This is a genomic window from Chroococcidiopsis sp. [FACHB-1243], from assembly GCF_014696895.1.
In the GTDB taxonomy this organism is placed as follows: domain Bacteria; phylum Cyanobacteriota; class Cyanobacteriia; order Cyanobacteriales; family Chroococcidiopsidaceae; genus Chroococcidiopsis.
Window position 1 is genome coordinate 1 of the sequence record NZ_JACJQX010000054.1, and the last position, 20,397, is coordinate 20,397.

Here is a 20,397-nt window from a genome sequence, read left to right on the forward strand (position 1 = left end):
TTGAGTTGTGGGATTAAGCAATCGGGCATCAGGTTTATTCATGCCTCCATTGTACCTCTTTTGTCCTTTATTTGTAGCCTTTTCGATTGCCGGGTTAATAAGTGAAGCCATGATTTATGGCTCATTGATTCGTTTGATGGTCAAGCGAATGACATCTTAAGCTTTTGTTTACGAATCAGCTCTTAAGGGTTTTAAGTGAAACTTTAATTTATCTTTACTTCTTAAAGAAGCGATAAATCAATCGAACTTAGCAAACAATCAGTAGTTTTACGGGTTGCTGAAAATAAAAACTATATTAGTGTATTTGAAGATAGAAAAATTCAAGTAATATTAGGTTAACTAAATTTGTCTTGATTTTAGTAAGAATAGCTTTTGCTGCTAGTTTGCAAAGCTAGCAAATAATATGCCACTTCTTTCAAAGCTAATAACATAACTGAGTTTATTACTGAAAGTATAAGCTAGCAGGACTTGGCGGCATGTTAAAAAAATATCTTGGAGGTGAAGCGTGTTCTTCAAACAGTTATTACAGCAAATTTCATTTATATTAAATAAACTACAGAGTCATAAAATCTCTTTTAGGCGATCGATTGGCTCTGTTAAAAGTTTTATTAGTTTACTCCTAGTTTCTGCTCTCCTATGCCCTATTCCAACATGGGCGCTAACTAAATATTTAGGTATAAATAACGGTACTGGTTATAATACCGATCCTACCTATGTCGATCGCTCCATTCTACACGTAAAAGATCTGGGATTGGGCGTAATTAGAATGGGCATGGATGGAGTCGCTGGCTCTACGGAAGGCGCTGGCTTCGACTGGTCTGCTAGAGATATGGTTGTCGATAAATATCGCGCTGCTGGGATGAAAATCCATGCCGTGTTGTCGGCACGGATGCATGTAGAGCGAGATAAGAACTACGAGCAGTGGAAGGCAAATTTCCGCCATTTTGCGCGTAGTGTCATGACGCATTATCATGGCAAGATTTTTTACTACATTATCGACAACGAACCCGATCTTGACTTTGGGAACGGTGAGATGTCAGCTCAAGAGTGCGTTGACATGACTCAAATTGCTTACCAGATAGCTAAAGCGATCGACCCGCAGATCCGAATCGAGTCTCCACCAGTATCTGGCATAGAATCTTCTTTACTAGATGAAATGTTAGCTAATGGAATTGCCGATGTGAGCGACTACATCGGTCTGCACGCCTATGGGGGACAAATTTCTGACAATCGCCTCGGGCATCCTTGGCGGGTCTTGGCGCGTTACGGAGTCAGAAAACCTCTCGTAATTAGCGAATCGGGATCGATATCGGATTACTGCGAAGGTTTGGAATACGAAACAGAAGACTGTCGCCGTCGCTGGTTTGCTTATTTCGGACAACAATTGAAGCGGTTCGGCTACGACCACGCATTGCTATTCGATCTGGATGGTCACGATAGCTGGGCTGTTGCGCCAAACTTTAATCCAACTAAAACCTATCAGCAAATCAAAGATTTACGCCTCAACAGGACTTTCTCGAATGGCGACTTTGAGTCAGATAATAATGTTGAAATGGACTGGATACCCTTTGAAGATAGCGATGCATGGCTTCTTAAAGGTGTTTCAGAGCGCGTCAGTTTTGTTCGCAATGATAACAGTGGAGCGCATGGAGGGAAAGGTTATGTCAAGCTTAACAACGGCAATACCGCTCCAGGTCAGCCGCTTAGCGTTCGACGTATTGCCAGTAAGTTGCAAAGAAGCAAAAAAGTCAAGATTGGTGCGTGGGTATATGTCAACGGCGGCGCGTCGGCAGCTTTAAAAGGTTTAGGTTACGACTATCGCAATGGTGATGCCGAAATCTCAGCCAGTTCAACTAAAAAAAATGGCTGGGAGCATTTAGAGATCGAAGTACCAATTTCTAAAAATTGGGTAGTTATCGAACTCGGTACTTTAGGAACTGGAAACAACGGAGATTACGTAAAGTGGGACGACGTAACGATAAACCAAATGGTATAGAAAGTTGTATACCGCTAACCAGAACGGTTAGAACTGCATCCTCAGAAGTGGAACAACAAGTGGCAGAATACTTCAGCCTGTTAAGCGAACCAATGCGATTGCACCTGCTCGATTTACTGCGGGATGGTGAAAAATGCGTTCAAGAATTAGTGGCAGCAACTCATACCAGCCAAGCTAATGTTTCCAAGCATTTAAAGATTCTATGGCAAGCAGGGATTCTCACTCGTCGCAGTGCGGGTACATCTGCTTATTACCGCGTTGAAGATCAAGAAATTTATCGTCTGTGGCAATTTGCTTGTTGTCGCCTTGCTGCAAGAGTAGATCGACAAGCTCGGCAATTAAGAGTCTTTCGTGAAAAACAACGGGGAGCGATCGCGCTTCAAAAGTAGAAACTTTTGAGAAAGTTCGTCAACAACTCCGCCCGCTTACGGGACGGAGCTTGTTCCTAACCGAGAGACTCGGCTGAAACAATAGGCGAATTGACTGTCGCCCCTGCTCTTAGAAAATTCTCACGAATATTTACCGCAGCGTTGTAATCCGCATGGCATTCATACCTGCACTTTTTACACCGAAATTCAGCTTGAGATGGGCGATTTCCTCGCTCAATATGTCCGCACTTGCTGCATTTTTGACTAGTGTAACGAGGGTCGGTGAAACCAACTTTGACACCCTTGGCTTCAGCTTTGTATGTAACAAACGCCTGGAATTGGGCAAAACTCCAAGAGTGCAATCTGCGGCGTTGCGCTTTTCTTACCTTTGCTCTACCGCGAATATTCGTAAGGTCTTCAAAAGCCAATGTTGCGCCAGTGCTAACAGACTGAACCAATCGCTTACTCAGTACGTGATCGCAGTCTTTGCGAAACCGTTTCTGTTTGCCAGACAGCTTTTTCAAATGCCGTTTAGCAGACTTTGTGCCTTTGCCTTGCAATCTCCGACGCAACTCAAATGTCCTATCTTCTACCCCCTTCCAATGGTCAGAACCATATTTACTCCCTCGGCTATCGACCGCTGGATTAGTAACACCCAAATCTATTCCTACAACTTCTGGAGTTGTAATGGATCGGGGAGTCTCAGTCTCCATAACAACGTGCAACCACCATCGCCCTTTACGGTCTTGCAGCAAGTCGGCGCTAGTGTGTTTCCAGTCCAAGTATTGTCGATAGTATTCGGCTACTTCAAATGGAAGTTTAACCCTTCCATCAATACCAAGAATCGATACTTCACAACGGTCAAACCAAATTGTGTAAGAACGGGCATCGTACCGAATTGGGCATCGTTTCGAGGTTGGGCAACTAACAGTCTTGCCTTTCTTTTTGAGTTTTTTAGCCGATTTCAAAGCTTCAGTAGCTTTGACCCTAGCAGCACAAACCAATTGAGAAGGCAAACCAGTCAGAGCGCGATGGTCGTAGTAAGTGGCTTTATGCAACTCTACACCACTAACCAAATCCTTTTCCCATCCAAGTTGACACACGGCATTGAACGACCAGGTATACTGCTCAATTGCTTGAGACAGTACCTCAGTAGCTTCAACGTCTGGTTTGAGTTGGATGCGAATAGTTCTTTGCATACAGATATTGTACCTTCATATATAGAGGGTAGTATCTGTAAAATACAAAGTTTTGTAAAGCCGTCCTACGCTTTGCTGAAGGACGGGGTTTCCACCCACATTTTCCGATGAGTTATTGTTTTAATCTCCATTGTCAAAGACCAGAGAATGCGGACAGTACTACGCGGTGTACTAGCTGTGATTCTAGCTTGATACTTTCGCAGCGCTATCGAGCGATCGCACCGCTCGGACAAGGAGGGTTTGGTCGTACCTACTTAGCTGAAGATATATCTTTACCCAATTCACCGCGCTGCGTCATCAAACAGTTTGTTTCTCCCGCTCGTTCTCAAACTGCTGACAAGTTGTTTGAAGAAGAAGCTCGTAGGCTCAAAGAACTGGGGACTCATCCTCAGATACCAACATTTATAGATTATATCGAGCAGTCAAGCGGACGCTACATCGTTCAAGAGTATATCAACGGTTGTAACCTAGAAGAGGAACTCCTAGAGACGGGAGCTTTCAACGAAACTAAAATTCGCGACCTCCTCATAGCTTTATTACCAGTACTTGAATTTATCCACTCGCATCAAGTCATCCACCGCGATATTAAACCAGCCAACATCATTCGCCGCGAACGCGACCGCTCCCTAGTACTGGTGGATTTTGGCGCGGCTAAACGTGCCACCCAAACAGAACTAGCAAAAACTGGGACGACGATTGGCTCTGCTGGATATGCAGCACCGGAACAAGTAAGCGGCAAGGTAACTTTCGCTAGTGACCTCTATAGCTTAGGAGTAACTTGTTTGCATTTACTGACCCAGGTAGAGCCTTTCGAGCTATTCTCTTATGGAGAAGATCGATGGGTATGGCGAGATTTTTTACCTCAACCAATCAGCTCTCAATTAGAGCGAGGCTTAACTCAGCTAGTAGCAAAAGCGACGACGAAGCGTTACTTGTCAGCTGCTGATGCCCTTGCCGAGTTAAATGCGCCTTCTTTTCACCAACACTACCAAATTTCAAACGATTTAGTCATCAATGCTGACGTGCAAACAGTAGCGTTAGAAAAAGCTATTACATATCAAATAGAAAAACGAAGGAAATATAACTTTAACCTTCTAGTTAAAGCGGCGCTTATCTCAGTTCCATTAGGAGTTCTCCTTGTAGTCTCTCTAGCACCAGTAGTTTCAGTGCTACTAGTAAGAGTAAACAGTATCTTTAGAAATTTATTTCAACAGTCAAATAACGTTGACGCTATTGGCGTTCGCGGTATTTCTACACAGTTGATTGCAATATGTGGATCTTTTTTAGCTTTATCAACTCTTTTCTCTTTCTTTCAAGGCATTTATCGGATACATCAAGGAGAAGAGATTGGAGAAGCAATGAGTTTGTTGATGGGGCATTTAGTCTTTATAGTTGGTGGTTGGGTAGTTATGTCAATATTACTTAGTTAGAAATGTTTAAGTTTTTTTGTCAATATAAAATATAGTTGAAAGTAATAAATGGATATTCTAATTCAAGACAAAGAGAACAACACTCAAGATTTAGTTCGGATTTATTTAAAAGAAATCGGACGCATCCCATTACTAACTCACGATCGAGAGATAAGTTACGGAACTCAGGTTCAAAAAATGAAAGCTGTTATCGTTAGGAAAGACAAACTGGCTCAAGATCTCGATCGCGAACCAACATTTCCTGAATGGGCGGCATATTCACAAATATCTGAGTCCGAACTAAAACAGGCTTTAGAGCAGGGAAAATCTGCTAAGAAAAAACTGATTGAAGCAAATTTACGCTTGGTAGTAGCAATTGCCAAAAAATATCAAAAGCGTGACTTAGAACTTTTAGACCTAATCCAAGAAGGCTCTCTAGGTCTCGAACGAGCGGTAGAAAAATTCGCTCCTACTAAAGGTTATCGTTTCAGCACTTACAGCTATTGGTGGATACGCCAAGCAATTACCAGAGCGATTGCCCGAAAAGCTCGAATGATTCGATTACCCGTTCACGTTATTGAAAGTCTTAACAAAATTAAGAAGATACAACGCCAATTATCGCAGCAGTTAGGACGTACTCCTACAACTAATGAAATAGCAAATTTTTTAAATATAGACTTACAAGAACTTCAAGAGTATTTATCCTACCTGAACTCAAAAATTGTTTCTCTAGATTTACGTTTGGGAGCGGGATCTGAACGAGATATGAGTTTAGGTGAACTATTAGAGGATATTCAAGCTAGTCAAACGAGTGAAAGTGACGAAATCCACTATTATCTGCACGATTGTGTCCAACAAATAACGAGTATTTTGACAATTAGAGAACGAACTGTACTATCGCTACTTTTTGGACTAGAAGATGGAATAGATCGATCGCTGAATGAGGTAGCTCAATACCTAAATTTATCGCGCGAAAGAATTAGACAAATTAAAGATAGAGCTTTTCAAAGAATTAAATATTCTTTTCAGAAATCTGGTGCGGAATTAATCGACCTTCTAGAACGAGTTTAATGGCTAAAATATTATGTCCTCTTATCCAGCTATCAAATTACACGACCTTTTTGAACTACTATCTGTCTGGGAGTTTAACTATAACGAATGGCAGCTAGTAAAAATTACACGTATATCTGAAGCGATTACACTGTCAAATACTCCCAATCGGCTGGCATTTCCACTTAAGGTAAATCCTAATAAGATTGCTGGATTTAAGTTAATGGTTGCTGATGAACCCAGCATTTGTAGCGATCTCAATAGATTGCTGAATTTAATTAACTTAAAACCAGGACAAAATACGCTGTTCTTAGCAAAAAAATTGAAACTAAATTCAACGCTTGTGAACACGTATTTGTCAGAGTTAGAGAAAAACGGTCAAGTTCATCATAAGTTCAATTCTTGTAGTAAAACCAGATTGTATTATCCAGGACTACCTCAACTGAAATATTCTCAGCTCATCAACTTTCAACACTAATTATAAAAAATTCTTGCAACCATACGTCATCAATTATGCAGGCTACTCTTTTTTCTTCAAGTTTTTTTTGTATTGGTGCAGTTGGACTGATAATTGTATCTAGTTCCACAGATGCAATTGCCCAACAAATAGAGTCTGCCAAAGTGGATGGTAGTAAAACAAAACTCAGTTTATGTGGAAAATTACCTTCTGAAATTCCTAAGCCGAGCGATGAGTTTCCCAAAACTCGCAATTTGTGGCATCAACCTTTCCATCGTTGCTCGATCTGGAATATGCCAATAGGAGCGGATGCACGCTATGTTCCAGCTAATTTTGAAGCAGCCAATCATTTGGGGATCGATCGCGAGTATTTTTACAGGCTCAAGGATAGCGATCCATTACAGGCGGTTTTATCGCCCGGAAGCTTTGGTCCTGGACGTTGCACGGGAAAACAGATATCTATGAATCTTTCGCTGCCAATTCCCAATAATTTAATCGTTCCAGATGCAACCAGCTATCCTTATTCGACACCGAACAATGCTGCTGCTTTTTTGATGCCCGATGGCAGAACGATCGAGCAACTCGAACCCCTTGCTCGTTGCAGTGCTGGTGGAGACATATATGGTTGGCGCAATCCTTGGGGAGGAGTTGATATCAAAGGTGATGGCATCAAAGGCACTCATTTCGGGTCAGGTCTATCGGCAATTGGCGGTTCTATTCGCCGAGGCGAACTAACAGGTGACGAACCAATTCGTCACGCAATCAAAGTCTTAGTTTGGGGCAAAAAATATCTTCATTATTCTAAATCCATGCCTGGTTATCGCTGGCCCGCCGACCGTGCCGACCGATATGCCGAGAGTGAATATAAAGGGAGTAATCCCAAGCTCGTACAAGGTAGCTTGCTAGCAATTCCACCCCGCATAGAGATGAAGAGTTTACGATTGAAAACCTTTCCAGCTCAGAAAATATTTACGGCACTGCAAAATTATGGTGCATACATAGTCGATGATGCCTATTGGGACGCTCACTACCTTGCTGTAGAGCAAGGAGTACCAGAAGAATTTCGCGCTCGCTACGGCTACAATCTTGAAGGTAACAGTGGCGATTTCTACAACGATCTGATGAAAATCTTTTCAAAGTTGCATATCATTGATAATAACAGAGCTGACAATATTGGTGGTGGTGGTAAGCTGAGACAACCACTTGCACCACCATTTAAAGATTAGCAGGCTTAAAAGCGATCGCCACCCTAATTGAGCAAGCGATCGCGCTGCTTATGGTGCAACTTGCCCAAAGCCGGAATTAGCATCGCCCAGGCGATATTCGTCAGTGTAGACAACCCTAGGAGCGGGTCCTTTAAAGTTAGGATCGCCTTTATACAATCCCATCTTGAAATACGGTCCCGTTCCCTCATCGTTCCAGAAGGTAGCTCCGTGGTAGTTGATTTTTTGAATATAGCTACCATTACCTGTTTTCAACCAAAGTTGGAGGAATCCGTTTTTGTTGCCCGTCCATTTGACATGCATGACAAAATCAGTCCACTGCCCTCGCAGCTCGGCAACCTTAGCTAGAGTAAATCGAGTGCATTTATCGTCAACAGAGCCACCATTCCTTTGCAGGTCGAATCCAATCGCATCACCTTTACGAGAAATTTTAGAGCCAACTCCACCACACGGATGTCTTCTACCTTTTTTGGTGGGATAAGCGGCAAATTGATTCAGAATGTCCCATCCTGCGTCATTATCTTTCCAGTCTGTAGGAATGAATACAGACCACCCGTACCAGTAGGTTCCACCAATTTCAGTTTTATTTTTTTCAATCTCGGCACGTTCGCCACAGCGATCTACCCAATGTTTGAGAGCAGTTTGACCAGCTCTTTTGATTTTGTAGGACGGTTCGATACCAGAGCAACTTTTATTTCTAGCTTGTGTAACTTCAGTCGATGACTCAATGATTCTGGCATGAGATTGATGTGTTCCCACTAAAGCGAACAAAGCCGTACCCAAGAATATCGTGCCTAAAGCCGAGCGTAGCGATCGCTGTTGCCAAACTTTGGCAGATTTATTGCAATTCTCAACGGTCATATTTTTTCTCCGTAACCGCTCTGTCACTAAATTGATCGGTGGATGTACTGCACGTTTTTTTATAGAAATCATTGGGAGCTTGTCCCTCTTTACTTCTATAAAAAGAGATACTCAAGTTTTTGAAAACCGCAAGTTTACTGTTTTCTTAATCTGGCAAAAACTTCTGTAAATTCACAGGTGATAAATATGACTTATCTCCTAAGAAGAACTAGCCAATATGTCGATAATTAAAAAATAATTTCACAGCTGATGCCATTTGCACTACCCAATAACATATTGAGATATGTATCAGAAACTGAAGGTTTAATTTGACTTTAGAGTCTATATGAAATTAAAGCCGCGATCGAGTAGGGTAACATTCACCCATCGACAAGTTGTGAAAGGTAGAATTTTTGTATTAGCTTTGAAAAAGGATGCTTCCTGATGCGAAGGCGATTTACACCTAGTCAAAAGCTTTCGATACTGAGTCGTGCCGATTACAGGTGCGAAATTTGTAGCATACCATTAAGTCAAGAAAATTTTGAAGCAGACCATAAAACAGCGTATTCCAAAGGAGGGGCAACCCAAGTCTGGAATGCTTTAGCTTTATGTAGAAACTGCAACCGCCGCAAATCCGCTCGTCCTTGCTAGTAGCTTTTAATAGCACGATGGAAAACTACTTCCTTACCTATCATCAGCTCGTGCTTGCCCGAATCACTAACGGGCAAACGCAACTCTATCCACATCAAATTGAAGCTTTACTAGCAATCTATCAGAAAGCTAGTAAAGGAGAGATGGATGGTAGTTATCGGCAAGCAGCGTTGATCCTCGCAGGAGTTGGCACGGGCAAGACACTGATGCAGGCACTCGTTCCCTACATCCTTGCTCCTTGGATGCAGGGGAGACAGGCGATTTTCTTGAGCGATAACTGCACATTGCGTAATAGATTTGTCAAGGATTTTCCCTGCGATCGCCAACATCGACCGATTTACGAGCGGTGGCTGCTGTATAGTTTGAAAGTTTTGCCTTCAGGAGCTGTGCCACCCCGAATCGTAGAGCTAGATGCCAGCAATTTCAGTAGCTATGCCTACACTATGCATCAAGCAGATATGCTCGTAGGCAACCGCCAGTTTTTGCTCAACCTGGTGCAACGAGGCGACCTTCAACCAGAATCGGTCGGTGTAATTGTCTGCGATGAAGCACACTTTTCTGCGGCTGCTAGTTATCGCACTATCTTCAACTATTTTACTGATTCCCCGATCGCTAATTTTACTGGCTCCAAATTTCGCTCCGACAGCCAGCCTCTACCATACATACGTTATGAAGAAGTAGAAGATACTGACGAGTTTGGCAAAAAGGCGATTCGGTACGCACCTGTAGCAGACTACGAATTCACGATTCAGGATGCCTGGAAGTTAAATCCTGCCCCGATTAAAAAACTGATGTACAAAGAAGCTACCAGCACTGCGTTTTTGGTAGAAGAAGATGGTCGGGAGATCGAGTACGAGGCAGAAGAATTTATCCTCAAAGCACAAACAGATCGCGCTTGGTTCCGCCAAATTCTCTTAGCCGATTCCTTCTGCTTACCCGTGCTGGAGATGGCAGTTGGGATCTTGCTTTCCAAGCGCTCTGCTACAGGTCAACCCCATGCGATGCTAGTGCGAGCGCTTAACATTCCTCACACGCATCGAGTCGCAAAGCTGCTCGAAGAAAATTTTCCGTCTCTCCAAGGAAAAGTGCTGGTAATTCACTCGGAGCACGAGCAATACGATTTAGCGGGTCGTGCTAGCGCGCTGTTGGAAAAATTTTACGCGGGCGAATACTGGGCAATCGTCCATTGTGGAATGCTAGGTGTGGGTTTCGACCACAAATTTATTTCGGTTTCATGTTGTTTATGCGTTCTGAGATCGATGTCCCCAGCCGAGCAGGAATGGGGACGGGCATTGCGAAAAGTACCAGGAGCGCCCGCCGAAGCTTTTCCCGAACTAACCCACCCGAACTGGGCTGTGGTCGTCACCCATTCCGCTTTGGGCTTACGTCCATTATTCGAGCAGTTTGGGCATGGTGTGGCATCTGACGCGATTAAAGATGCCCCAAAAGACAAACCAATTAGACCCAGACTCACAGCCGCTTACGAAGCAGGCGAAACCGTGCTGAAATTATCGAACACCAGCACGCTCAAACCAGGAGATCTATTGGAGCTGCGCGTGCCTGTGGTAGAACAAGATGCACTTGTGCCAAAATTTTCTTTAATCGAAGAACTCGAACGGACTGGGAGTTTATCAGCCGCAAGTGCCGAGCGTGCACCATCCCAAATGCCTTCAAGCGGTAGCAGCGACTTGGAAGCAAACACGACTCAGTTGGAAATCGGCTTTCCCTCAGAGCACAGCCAGCCACCTCCTGTATTGCCTTGGCAAAAAGAAGTCGATGCTATAGCCAAGAAATTAACTCAAATCAGGAACCAGAGAACCTACCAGGTGCAAGTGGAAGCAGTGCTGGATAACACACAGGTACAGATCGCTCCCGCTTGGTCTGATATTCCTTCGGGAGTTGAAATTACGAAATCCCGCGCGAATTTTGAACTGCCCCCGGCGACGTTTTTGCATCACGTCGGCTTGGATTGGCAGATCTTGGTGGAAGGCAAATTAGTCTCCTACAGCGATTATCGGAAAAAAGTGGTGTTGCAGCAGCGCGGGATGGACTTAGATGCTGATGGAGAAGTGACTATTGGTGGTGTGCGACTGAAGGACACGATGCCAACAGCAGCTTATGAAATTTTTCTCAAAGGACTGGCGGCAGAGTTAGCAACAGCAGAGGTAGAAGTTCCCCAGAGCGATCGCGTCGTCCGGCTCGACAAGGCTAAGCTAGAAATGCAGGCGCAGTACGGAGCGCAAGTACGGAGCTTGGTGAACGAGCTATTCATGCAACGGGGGCTAATCAAGGATGGCGCTCACGGTCGCGCTCTTGTGGATCGCCCCGTGCAATTATTAGCGGCGGCGATCGCCCGCATCCGAGAAAAAGGACACGAACCAAATTTCGCGAACAATTCTGCTCTGTTACATTCGGCTGCGTTTGGATATATCAAAGAGCAAACCGGCTGCGGTTGGTCGGAGCATCAAGGTGAAGAAGAATACCGTGAAGCACTAAAATTAGCACGTCGCTTCGTATTGCAGTTGAGAGAGCAGCTCCAGTGGCGCTCTTGGCGTTAGGGTATGTTTGAACTTTACTTTTTGAGATACTTGAGCTGAGCGAACCGTGTGAGTATCGATCGTGAGAAAGAGCGATTTTTATCTAGAACAGAGACAACTGCTGTTGCTCTTGGAGATACTGAGGTTTAATTTTGCGCCACGAAATTACCCAGCGCTTGGTAGTGGCAGGCGAAACGAAGTGCAAAAGTTTAGAGTTGAAACCGATAACTTTGCCAGAGCGCGATCGAGTATTGTTTTCTCCTAAAGTGAATTAACTATCTTTAATTCTTGCATCTAGTTCTTTAAGCCGTTCTCGAAAGGTAAACTGGATATCTTTAAGCTGTTGTCGATTTAGACCATCGAAGTTCAGGTTTCTTATTTGTTTAATAGTTTTTTCAGCTTTAAGGCTAGGCTGAGGTAAAACTGGATTGTACTGCTGAATTGTTTGACGAATTAGTTGGTTCGTTTCATCTAAAGATTTTTCTTCCTGAGCAATCAAATAAGCTAATTCCGTTCGGATTTTAATAGCAGTTTTCTCATCAACTTTGAGGACTTCAACTGTGAGTTTGTTAATAGCTTTAGCTTTACTAGCTTCTAAACCCGTTTCTTGAATAACAGCTTTCAGATCGTCAGATAGAGCTAAAATTGGGAATATGTTACTAGCAACAGATGCAGGATTAAACTGACGATCTAGGATGACTTCAAGTACGTTACAAGCCTCAGCAGAAGCGAATTCTACAGCCTTTAACCACTCACGTTGTTGCGTAGTAGATGCATTTCGGATTTTATTGAGTTCCGCAAATCCACCTGCTTTTTTTAGTTGATATAGTGCATTGTTAAGAATATTAGGGATCTCAGACTGTTGAGATTTTAAGTAAGGATAGCGATTGCAAATAATCCGAATCAGCCCATTGGCGAGGTCCAGGTAGTGTAGCTTCTCAGTATCTTTTCCAGTCACAAACTGTTTCTCAAACTGAGAAGAACCATCGAGCATTTCATGGTGAGGGAGGAAGACAGCTCTCAGTGTTGTTTTTCCAGCACGGGGAGCAGCTAATTTGCGAAGCGCACCGTCGAAGATGCGATAGCGTCCGTTTGGTTGAGGGATAACAATAATCGGACTGATTTGCTCGTTTCGCCGTAAACTCTCAGCTCGTTCCTCAATCAGATGTTGAGGAAAAATGCTACGGGGTTGATCGGGGTCTAGATCTAGCAGTTCGATCTCAATCTCGTGTTCGCCACTAATTTGTGACAGTTTTGCGGTTAGTTCCTGAATTTGCTTCTCTAAAAATTCTTTGTCTCGATCGCCATCGGTTGCTATTCGTAGGTTAATAACTTCAGTTTCAAGTTTCTGAATTTGGTGTTGCAATGCTTCATTGACTTCAGATATCGATTCGGTAGACCTGAAACTAGAAGGGATTGAGGCAGATGAGTCGGCAAGAGTAGCAGCTTGAGATGCGATTAAATCTAAGAGATTTTTCTTTGCCATTTAATTCCACTCCTTCAATTGTTGTAGTTCGCTAACCAATCTGGTGTAGTCAGAGGAAGCTTCTTGAGTATTCTTGCCTTTATATTTAGTAATTGGTAATCCGTCAAGAACTGCACGTTCGTGAGCTGTATATTGGCGGATAAAGGTATTAAAAACTGGAACTTTGCTTCTGATAAATGTGTTTTGAGCTGCCATTGCTTCGTTTAGTCGTCTAGGATCGACCTTGGTTAGAACGACTCGGTGTAAAACCCGAATGGGCGCGATCGCTTGCTTGATTGTTTCTATGAGTGCTTGAATATCAAGTGGAGCAGGAGGTGTAGGCAACACGATATAGTCAGCAACATGAATCAGAGTTTGCAGGGTACTGGAATCTAAATGTGGTGGGGTATCGCAGACAATTAGATCGTAATCTTTCACCGTCTTCAACTCTTTGAGAATCTTTGGATCTGTGTTGAATGTAGTATCAAATGATTGTTCTCCCCGCTCAGCCCACCAAGATGCACTTTTTTGAGAATCTGCGTCAACTAAAAGGACTCGTCGGTTTTCTGCAAAAATCGCGGCTGTATTGAAGGCTGTAGTGGTTTTACCTACTCCTCCTTTACCATTAAGAATCACAAGAATCTTGCTCATGAAATTTTCCTCAAAACCCTTGTTGTTTCAACCTTTGAAAGCTTTAGTAGGATTTACCATAACGTTATAGCAACATGTAAAACACGCTTTACTATAACGTTATTGCAGCCATTGTATGCCTTTTGGGCTAATTGTAAAGATTGAGCTATCAACTAGCTATCGTTAAATGATGCTACGATGTGTTTTGGCTTGTGGATTGTAGAGCCAATAATTTCTTTACTATTGAAGAAACTTTCATTTCTATTTGTTCTTACAGAAGTGACACATGCCCTCCAAGCGCATCCACGTTAGAGAATACACAGTCCGCGCTCACGAACGCACGATCCACACGCGATTGTACAAATTCATTTGCCTTTCTTGCAGTCAACCCACCCAACGGGAAACGTATGGACCTAGACCACTGTATTGTGAAAGTTGTCGTCCTCCAGGGTTACGAGCAATTGAAGATCCGAAGCATAAAAAGAAGAAGCCCAGACCCGTCCTGGTCAAACAGGCAAAGAGTAAAACAAAGGCGTAGCAGTTGGGAAAGAAAAAATAGAATGTAGCTGGGTAGCCAAAGCCGACACTTTTAGCTTTTTGGCTCAACGGCATTACGATCGTCTCTTGCTCCCCGATGTCTAAATTTCACTTAAACAGTGCAATTGTCTGAAAGTATTCCTCAAAAAGCACGAGAGCATTTCCGCTCTGTCAGCAACCCGCACAAGCAACTAAAAGAGCGAGGAGCGGCTATCCAAAGAACGGGCGCGTGTAACCTCTGCCGCGCTTGCTATCTTAGGTAGAGCAGATTCCCTCATCCCTGACGACTCTATGATAGAAAAATACCGGAAACTAATCAAACGCCAACCTCCTGAAAAGACCGAAGAAAGCGTTGATGCTGGTTTGCCAGCATCAACGCTAGCTCAAGCCGATCGAGCGATAAAGTCTCCAAAAGCATCTGCTCTAGAGCAAGAGATCGATGAAACAGCGGAAATGCCAAGCTCGCCAGAGCGCTGGGAACCTTTAAACGTATACCCATCGAACTCATTGACTTATTCTCAGTGGCAGCAAGAGTTGAGGGAGATTGAGTGGGAGATTGAGAACGATATCTGGGAGTCTTGTCCCTACGATTAAAGCGGAAGTAGTTTTAGCCTTGCAGGAGTTTTAGCTGGGTCGCGTTTTGTGTTACTCAGCTATCTGGGTACTAGTAAGTGCCTAAGTATTGGACGAATTCCAGTTGCGAACTCACGGCATTGTACAACCGCAAGTCGGCGGTAATGAGTTTTGCTTGCATGAAAGCTGCAAGTGCTAAATACAGCGCATCGTAAACGGTACGGTCAAAACGACTAGCTAAGCTGTAGACTTGACGTAGAACGGTTTGTGATTCCACTGTAGAAATCGAGAGCAGTAGTAGATCCTCAATCGTACCGATCGCTTCTGCTGGAGTAATTAAGCTCAACCGCTGTTTTTTCCAAGTAATGTTACTAACTTCAGTCAAAATCAACACTGGTGCTACCAAGTCCACTGTGCCTGCCATCCAGTCAGATTGTAAGGCAAGCGCCTGTTGCTGTAACTCTTCGGGAAAGAACCATTTTGCTACGACGTTACGATCGACGACTAGCAGCATTAACGACTCCGATCTTCGGCAACTAGTTCGGCTGAATCGGGCGTGACTCCAACTCGGGAAGCGATCGCTTCTCGTCGCTGCTCGATCCGTTGCCAAACTTCAGCACTAGGACGCTGTTGAAGTTTTAAGGAGCGCTCCAACAATACTAAAATTTGTTGATTAACCGAACGCCGTTCATGCTCAGCCATTTGCTTGAGCTGCTGATACAGCTCGTCAGGTACGTCCCGCAGACTAATATTTACCATACTATCACCTCGGTCTTGATAGCAAAACTGTAGCATAGCCCTGTTGTGTCACTTTAGCGGTAGCATAAGAATGTACAAAGCCTAGAACGAAGACACAGAGAATGGTAGAGCCTCGCCCACCTGTAAAAACCGTCAAATTTGTGGACGAATATTGTCTGTGGTATAAAAAGCTGTTTTCAGATGTCAGGAATTTTGAGGCATTTAAATATCTACATATCGGATGTATTTCTGATTTAAAACGTAAAAGTCTGCCAGAAATAGCGAAAATTGCAGGGCTAGATAACTATCAAGGACTACATCATTTTTTAACTGCACCATCTTGGGAAGTAGAACAGTTAAGAGCTTTGCGCTTAGAACTAATTTTACAGGTGTTAAAAGGTAGACCAATCATTTTAATGATTGATGAAACCGGAGATAAAAAGAAAGGTACTACGACAGATTATGTGAAACGGCAGTACATTGGCAATTTGGGAGAAGTAGAGAATGGAGTTGTAGCCGTCACAGCGTATGGGGTGTTTTGTGGGATGACCTTTCCATTACTATTTGAGGTATACAAGCCCCGAGAAAAATTGAAGCCAGACGATAAATATCTTACCAAGCCTCAAATCGGAGCAATGCTAATCAGAAAACTACAGTTGATGGGTTTCAAATTCAACTTGGTACTAGCAGATAGCTTATATGGTGAGAGTGGTACAAATTTCATATCAGTGTTAGATGAACTAGGTTTAAGTTATCTAGTAGCAATACGCTCAAACCATGCTGTAGATTTACTTCCAAGACAATATACCCAATATTTAAAGTGGCACAAATTCAAAAGAGTATTTTCTGACCTCAGCAGTGAGAATCGGTTTATTAGAGAAATAATTCACGGCAAACGTGAAGAACACAGATATTGGCAAATTACCACAGATATTGAACAATTACCTGGAAACTCTACCTGGTATGTCATGAGTAAATACCCAGACATTACCTCAAGAGAAGTTGGTAACTTCTATGGATTAAGAACATGGATTGAATATGGCTTAAAGCAAGGTAAAAATGAATTAGGCTGGGCGGATTATCGTTTTACTCGCTATCAAGATATTGAACGATGGTGGGAAATTGTATGTAGTGCCTATCTCATGGTTAGTCTTCATTCAGAACAAATCCGTCCTTCTCCACCAGATTCTCAGTCACAATTTGCTTCTCATCCTTGGTGGGATAATGGTAAGGGCTGGAAGAATATTTTGAACAATCTGCGTTTAGTTATTCAACCTTTTATTTTATTTAACCTCATATACCCTTGGTTGACAGTTTTTCCTATTCCTCAACTATCTAATGGTTTTTCCCAACTCCAATCTATTGTTTATAAGCTCACTTCCCCAATTTTTATATTCCTGGCTCAGCCTGAATTCTATTTTTCTTCTGCCTAAAGTGACACAACAGGGATAGTTATAGCGTAATGCTATTAATATGAGTTGAAGGCTAACTGGTTGTTGAAATTGATGTCAGGCAAAGAAACCCAAACTCCTGTTTGACTATAAAAATCTTCCCGTTGTTCCAACTCAAAATCTCCCGACAGAACAGCTAGCCAAGTTTTGACTAATAGCATTTTCCGATCTGATTCTAGAGTGGTTGAAGAATGTATTTGTTCTACCAGCTCGACCAATGGTAAGCACCTGGCTGACGTACTCGTAAAACAATCGGCGATCGCACGCTTCCACATCGAAAAGTCTTCAGTATGGGCAAGCGCAATTACAAGATCCTTTTGCTCTGCATCAGATAGAGTTGAAGTATCTTCTGCTTCTAGTTGCTCTACCATTGTCAATACTGCTGACTTATCCACTTGTCCGACTAGAGAGTTATTGGTAGCAATCGCAGTTGGGGGCTGTCGATTTTGGGGATACTGTACTGCTTGGGGTGGCTCGATTAAATCGGACAGATCTAAGTGTAGCGACTGCACGAATAGATCGGTGCATCCTTCGGTGTCCACAACTGGTTCGGTCGGATTGTATTGGCTTTCCCATGCCCAAATTAGTGACTCTGCCCGTGCCGCGTAAACTACTGCGATTCGTGATAATCCCTCAGCTCCGATCGCCAACTGTTGTGCTAGATCGCCATGCTCCATCACCCGATCTAAAGACAATAGTAGCGATCGCACGTCCGCCGATTCAGGGGACTCGATCGCCACATCCAATGCCTGCCACAAATTCAATTCGAGCTGTACGATTTCCACCACGTTTTTAGCTATTGGGATGCATTGGACAAGGGCGAAGCGGGCAGTTGGTTGGATGCAGTTCTACCGTAGAACGGAAGCGCTCGATTTTGACTTTACTATGACTAGAAAATCCCTCTAATATTCTCATCAGTAACATTCTCACTTGTGCTTCTGCCAGTCCCAAACAATGTACGGGTTCGATTTTTGCCACTCGATGGTTCCCCATCCACAGTTCGGCTCCAATTGCATGTAGGGGCGAGTCTTTTGTTTCTCGGTAGAAGTGAGCAATTGCTGCTGGAGCTGCGGGAGCGGGAATTTCCAGAATTGCTGTCTGCGTTGGCGGCGAAAGTTCTGGCGCGATCGATTGGCGGCGGTGTTGTTTGCGATTGTAGTTGCGTACACCACGATGGCGGTAGTAGGAGCGGCGATTGTGGCAGCGCTCGTCGTCCCAACAGCGATCGCTTTCCACTCCGTGTTTGAGCTTGGCTTCAGTAACGCTCAGCTTCGAGCATAACCTGCATTTTTCTTGACTGGGACGGGACATCACTGCCCCCTCAATGGTGCGAGCAGGTTTTCCAGCCAGAGGGCATCCGACTCGAATAACAGCGGTGACGTGGCGCGATAGTCAATAGACAAATCGTAGGCAGCTTCATCGGAAATAGCATTCAGTCCAGCAGCCAAGTCAAATGGTATGTCAGGGTTGGGCTGGCGCAGTGGTACCGGAATGACAGGTAATCGCTCTGGTAGTTTCAACATCTAAACATCTACCACAGCTTCTGAAGCGTTGTCTTCCACCAAGTAAATTTCTAATCTAGCCGTGCAACGCTTACGCAGTGGCGGTACTAACACTTGGCAAATCTTGTTTGTCAGTGTCGAATACACGTCTGACCGTAAATATCCCTCAAGGTCAAGGTTCATTGCAGGATCAGGCTAAGGCATAGCATCTCATCTAAATCAGAATCAACCCCAAACAGGAGTACCGATGACAATATACAATATTTTACAACTGGAGCGATCGCAAATTACACCAACAAAACCTGGGCTTCATTCAATAGGTTCAGCCTCTAGGTAGATAGCCGTAACTTCTGAAAATTTTAGCCCAGCTTCAGACAACGCGATCGCTCTCAAGAGGGCAGGCATTAGCAGAGTCGCTCAGTTCTATTTGCAGCGTTGCGTGTTCGATGCCGAAACGATCGTGCAGTTCTCGACTGACTTGAACGAGAAAAGCATTACCTGGATGACCTGCGGGCATGACTAAATGAGCCGTGAGGGCAGTTTCGGTCGTACTCATTGCCCAAACGTGTAAGTCGTGAACTCCTGACACGCCAGGACGTTCGGCTAAATAGGTGCGGACAGCTAGCGGCTCAATCCCTGCTGGAACCGCATCTAAAATTAAATTGAGAGACTCTTGGAGCAGTTGCCAGGTAGTAAGAAGGATGACGGCAGTGACGATTAAACTCACAGCTGGGTCAAACCACAGCAAACCAGTGGCAACAATAGCAATGCCAGCAAGGACAACTCCTACAGACACTGCTGCATCGGCAATCAAATGGAGAAATGCGCCTTTGATGTTTAAATCGCTCTTACTACCTGCAAGAAACATCAAAGCACTGACTGTATTAATGACAATTCCCACTGCTGCCACGGAAATTACAGTTCCGCCTGCGACGGGAGCAGGATTGCGAAAGCGCAGAATCGCTTCCCAGCCAATGCCGCCGGAAACAACCAGAAGAAAGCTGGCATTTAAAAGCGCCGCCAAAATGGAAGAGCGTCGCAATCCATACGTGCGGCGTGTAGTCGGTCGGCGACGGGTAAGGAAAGTAGCTCCCCAAGCAAACATCAGCCCTAGAACATCACTGGCGTTGTGACCTGCATCGGCAAGTAATGCTAAGGAATTAGCCAAAATCCCATAAACTGCTTCGATGACGACAAAGCTAGTATTGAGGGCAACACTGATGATAAAGGCGCGGTTAGTAGTTGTTAACTGGGCGATCGTGTCCGTGACTGCCGTGACTGTGTGCCATAACGAATAAAGGCAAGGAAATGGGAATTGATTTCAAATGCCACAGGCTGTCAAACGGACAGCCACATCTACTAGTTCACAAGTATGCACCATTGAAACTATGAAGCTATCTTCCTTTGGCGAGATAGCACCCAAGCAGATCGAGGAAATAACAAAGAAACTAGCAGCACCAATTGCCTACAACCAATGCTAGCAATAGATCGCTAAAATATCTGGAGTGCTGGCAGCTCTCAAACTTTTGTAGTTTTGCAAGGGCTTCTTCTATTAGAGCGATGTTAAAGAAAACTACTACTTTGACAGCTATTGAGTTAAAAATGATACGACGATAAATTCTTTGAGAAGCACGAAACTCACTGACAACATCTTTGTTCAGAAATTAAATTGAGTTTGAGTTAGATTCGCTTGAGAATTTTAAAAATAGATCTCGGTAGTATACTTATCTTTTCAATCTCACTATTTGCTCGATGATTCACTTCAATAACT

The 20,397-nt window shown here is 43.8% G+C and carries 21 protein-coding genes and 2 pseudogenes; 12 read left to right on the plus strand and 11 right to left on the minus strand.

Features of this window, described 5'->3' with window-relative positions; genetic code table 11:
- Positions 1 to 505: 505 nt before the first annotated feature.
- On the plus strand, positions 506 to 1,996 hold the full coding sequence (locus tag H6G17_RS27945; protein WP_242038633.1) for a hypothetical protein: 1,491 nt from the start codon (positions 506 to 508) through the stop codon (positions 1,994 to 1,996).
- An 8-nt stretch (positions 1,997 to 2,004) separates the two neighbouring features.
- Complete coding sequence (locus tag H6G17_RS32895) at positions 2,005 to 2,385, plus strand: metalloregulator ArsR/SmtB family transcription factor (protein WP_347276478.1); 381 nt, start codon at positions 2,005 to 2,007, stop codon at positions 2,383 to 2,385.
- 56 nt (positions 2,386 to 2,441) lie between these two features.
- Here the strand turns inward: H6G17_RS32895 and H6G17_RS27955 are convergent, their stop codons facing one another.
- Positions 2,442 to 3,563 (minus strand): RNA-guided endonuclease TnpB family protein, encoded by a 1,122-nt coding sequence (locus H6G17_RS27955; RefSeq protein WP_192161825.1) that lies wholly within the window; start codon positions 3,561 to 3,563, stop codon positions 2,442 to 2,444.
- A gap of 107 nt (positions 3,564 to 3,670) precedes the next feature.
- Here H6G17_RS27955 and H6G17_RS34900 point away from each other — a divergent pair.
- From H6G17_RS34900 to H6G17_RS27975, 5 genes and pseudogenes are all read left to right on the plus strand, one after another.
- A pseudogene (locus H6G17_RS34900) lies at positions 3,671 to 3,742 on the plus strand (4-Cys prefix domain-containing protein); the annotation flags it as partial.
- 9 nt (positions 3,743 to 3,751) lie between these two features.
- Positions 3,752 to 4,993 (plus strand): serine/threonine-protein kinase, encoded by a 1,242-nt coding sequence (locus tag H6G17_RS27960; RefSeq protein WP_199317055.1) that lies wholly within the window; start codon positions 3,752 to 3,754, stop codon positions 4,991 to 4,993.
- A gap of 48 nt (positions 4,994 to 5,041) precedes the next feature.
- On the plus strand, positions 5,042 to 6,043 hold the full coding sequence (locus tag H6G17_RS27965) for a sigma-70 family RNA polymerase sigma factor (RefSeq protein ID WP_192161827.1): 1,002 nt from the start codon (positions 5,042 to 5,044) through the stop codon (positions 6,041 to 6,043).
- 13 nt (positions 6,044 to 6,056) lie between these two features.
- Complete coding sequence (locus H6G17_RS27970; protein ID WP_192161828.1) at positions 6,057 to 6,500, plus strand: hypothetical protein; 444 nt, start codon at positions 6,057 to 6,059, stop codon at positions 6,498 to 6,500.
- Between the two features lie 35 nt (positions 6,501 to 6,535).
- Positions 6,536 to 7,705, plus strand: coding sequence for a hypothetical protein (locus H6G17_RS27975; protein ID WP_199317056.1), 1,170 nt, complete (start codon positions 6,536 to 6,538; stop codon positions 7,703 to 7,705).
- Between the two features lie 48 nt (positions 7,706 to 7,753).
- On the opposite strand, the gene H6G17_RS27980 is transcribed toward H6G17_RS27975, so the two are convergent.
- Complete coding sequence (locus H6G17_RS27980) at positions 7,754 to 8,563, minus strand: polysaccharide lyase (protein WP_192161829.1); 810 nt, start codon at positions 8,561 to 8,563, stop codon at positions 7,754 to 7,756.
- A 647-nt stretch (positions 8,564 to 9,210) separates the two neighbouring features.
- Between H6G17_RS27980 and H6G17_RS27990 the strand changes: the two genes are divergently transcribed.
- Together H6G17_RS27990 and H6G17_RS34320 are read left to right on the plus strand one after the other, a co-directional pair.
- A complete protein-coding gene (locus H6G17_RS27990) occupies positions 9,211 to 11,751 on the plus strand; it encodes a DEAD/DEAH box helicase family protein (protein ID WP_192161831.1) in 2,541 nt (846 codons plus the stop codon).
- 131 nt (positions 11,752 to 11,882) lie between these two features.
- On the plus strand, positions 11,883 to 12,005 hold the full coding sequence (locus H6G17_RS34320; protein WP_277876098.1) for a hypothetical protein: 123 nt from the start codon (positions 11,883 to 11,885) through the stop codon (positions 12,003 to 12,005).
- Here H6G17_RS34320 and H6G17_RS27995 read toward each other — a convergent pair.
- On the minus strand, positions 12,002 to 13,216 hold the full coding sequence (locus H6G17_RS27995; RefSeq protein ID WP_192161832.1) for a ParB/RepB/Spo0J family partition protein: 1,215 nt from the start codon (positions 13,214 to 13,216) through the stop codon (positions 12,002 to 12,004). The genes H6G17_RS34320 and H6G17_RS27995 overlap by 4 nt on opposite strands.
- Positions 13,217 to 13,846: a ParA family protein gene (locus H6G17_RS28000; RefSeq protein ID WP_106167949.1), complete on the minus strand. Its 630-nt coding sequence runs from the start codon at positions 13,844 to 13,846 to the stop codon at positions 13,217 to 13,219. It abuts the gene before it with no gap.
- Positions 13,847 to 14,111: 265 nt separating this feature from the next.
- On the opposite strand from H6G17_RS28000, the gene H6G17_RS28005 reads away from it, so the two are divergent.
- Positions 14,112 to 14,363 carry a hypothetical protein gene (locus H6G17_RS28005; protein WP_192161833.1) on the plus strand — a complete coding sequence of 84 codons (252 nt, stop codon included), beginning with the start codon at positions 14,112 to 14,114 and terminating at the stop codon, positions 14,361 to 14,363.
- Between the two features lie 290 nt (positions 14,364 to 14,653).
- Complete coding sequence (locus tag H6G17_RS28010) at positions 14,654 to 14,956, plus strand: hypothetical protein (protein ID WP_192161834.1); 303 nt, start codon at positions 14,654 to 14,656, stop codon at positions 14,954 to 14,956.
- A gap of 70 nt (positions 14,957 to 15,026) precedes the next feature.
- Here the strand turns inward: H6G17_RS28010 and H6G17_RS28015 are convergent, their stop codons facing one another.
- Both H6G17_RS28015 and H6G17_RS28020 read right to left on the minus strand, forming a co-directional pair.
- Positions 15,027 to 15,449 carry a type II toxin-antitoxin system VapC family toxin gene (locus H6G17_RS28015; protein ID WP_192161835.1) on the minus strand — a complete coding sequence of 141 codons (423 nt, stop codon included), beginning with the start codon at positions 15,447 to 15,449 and terminating at the stop codon, positions 15,027 to 15,029.
- On the minus strand, positions 15,449 to 15,730 hold the full coding sequence (locus H6G17_RS28020; RefSeq protein WP_199317057.1) for an Arc family DNA-binding protein: 282 nt from the start codon (positions 15,728 to 15,730) through the stop codon (positions 15,449 to 15,451). Before H6G17_RS28020 ends, H6G17_RS28015 begins: the two co-directional genes overlap by 1 nt.
- A 65-nt stretch (positions 15,731 to 15,795) precedes the next feature.
- On the opposite strand from H6G17_RS28020, the gene H6G17_RS28025 reads away from it, so the two are divergent.
- Positions 15,796 to 17,106: an IS701 family transposase gene (locus tag H6G17_RS28025; protein ID WP_192161836.1), complete on the plus strand. Its 1,311-nt coding sequence runs from the start codon at positions 15,796 to 15,798 to the stop codon at positions 17,104 to 17,106.
- A gap of 35 nt (positions 17,107 to 17,141) precedes the next feature.
- On the opposite strand, the gene H6G17_RS28030 is transcribed toward H6G17_RS28025, so the two are convergent.
- The 5 genes and pseudogenes from H6G17_RS28030 to H6G17_RS28050 all read right to left on the minus strand — a co-directional run bounded on the left by H6G17_RS28030 (position 17,142) and on the right by H6G17_RS28050 (position 19,915).
- Positions 17,142 to 17,912 (minus strand): hypothetical protein, encoded by a 771-nt coding sequence (locus tag H6G17_RS28030; RefSeq protein ID WP_192161837.1) that lies wholly within the window; start codon positions 17,910 to 17,912, stop codon positions 17,142 to 17,144.
- Between the two features lie 4 nt (positions 17,913 to 17,916).
- Positions 17,917 to 18,435 (minus strand): hypothetical protein, encoded by a 519-nt coding sequence (locus tag H6G17_RS28035; protein WP_192161838.1) that lies wholly within the window; start codon positions 18,433 to 18,435, stop codon positions 17,917 to 17,919.
- Positions 18,435 to 18,647, minus strand: a complete 213-nt coding sequence (locus H6G17_RS28040) for a DUF4058 family protein (protein ID WP_192161839.1) — start codon at positions 18,645 to 18,647, stop codon at positions 18,435 to 18,437. The genes H6G17_RS28035 and H6G17_RS28040 overlap by 1 nt, the downstream gene beginning before the upstream one ends.
- Complete coding sequence (locus tag H6G17_RS28045; protein WP_192161840.1) at positions 18,648 to 18,809, minus strand: hypothetical protein; 162 nt, start codon at positions 18,807 to 18,809, stop codon at positions 18,648 to 18,650. It abuts the gene before it with no gap.
- A 187-nt stretch (positions 18,810 to 18,996) separates the two neighbouring features.
- A pseudogene (locus H6G17_RS28050) lies at positions 18,997 to 19,915 on the minus strand (cation diffusion facilitator family transporter).
- Positions 19,916 to 20,397: the final 482 nt, after the last annotated feature.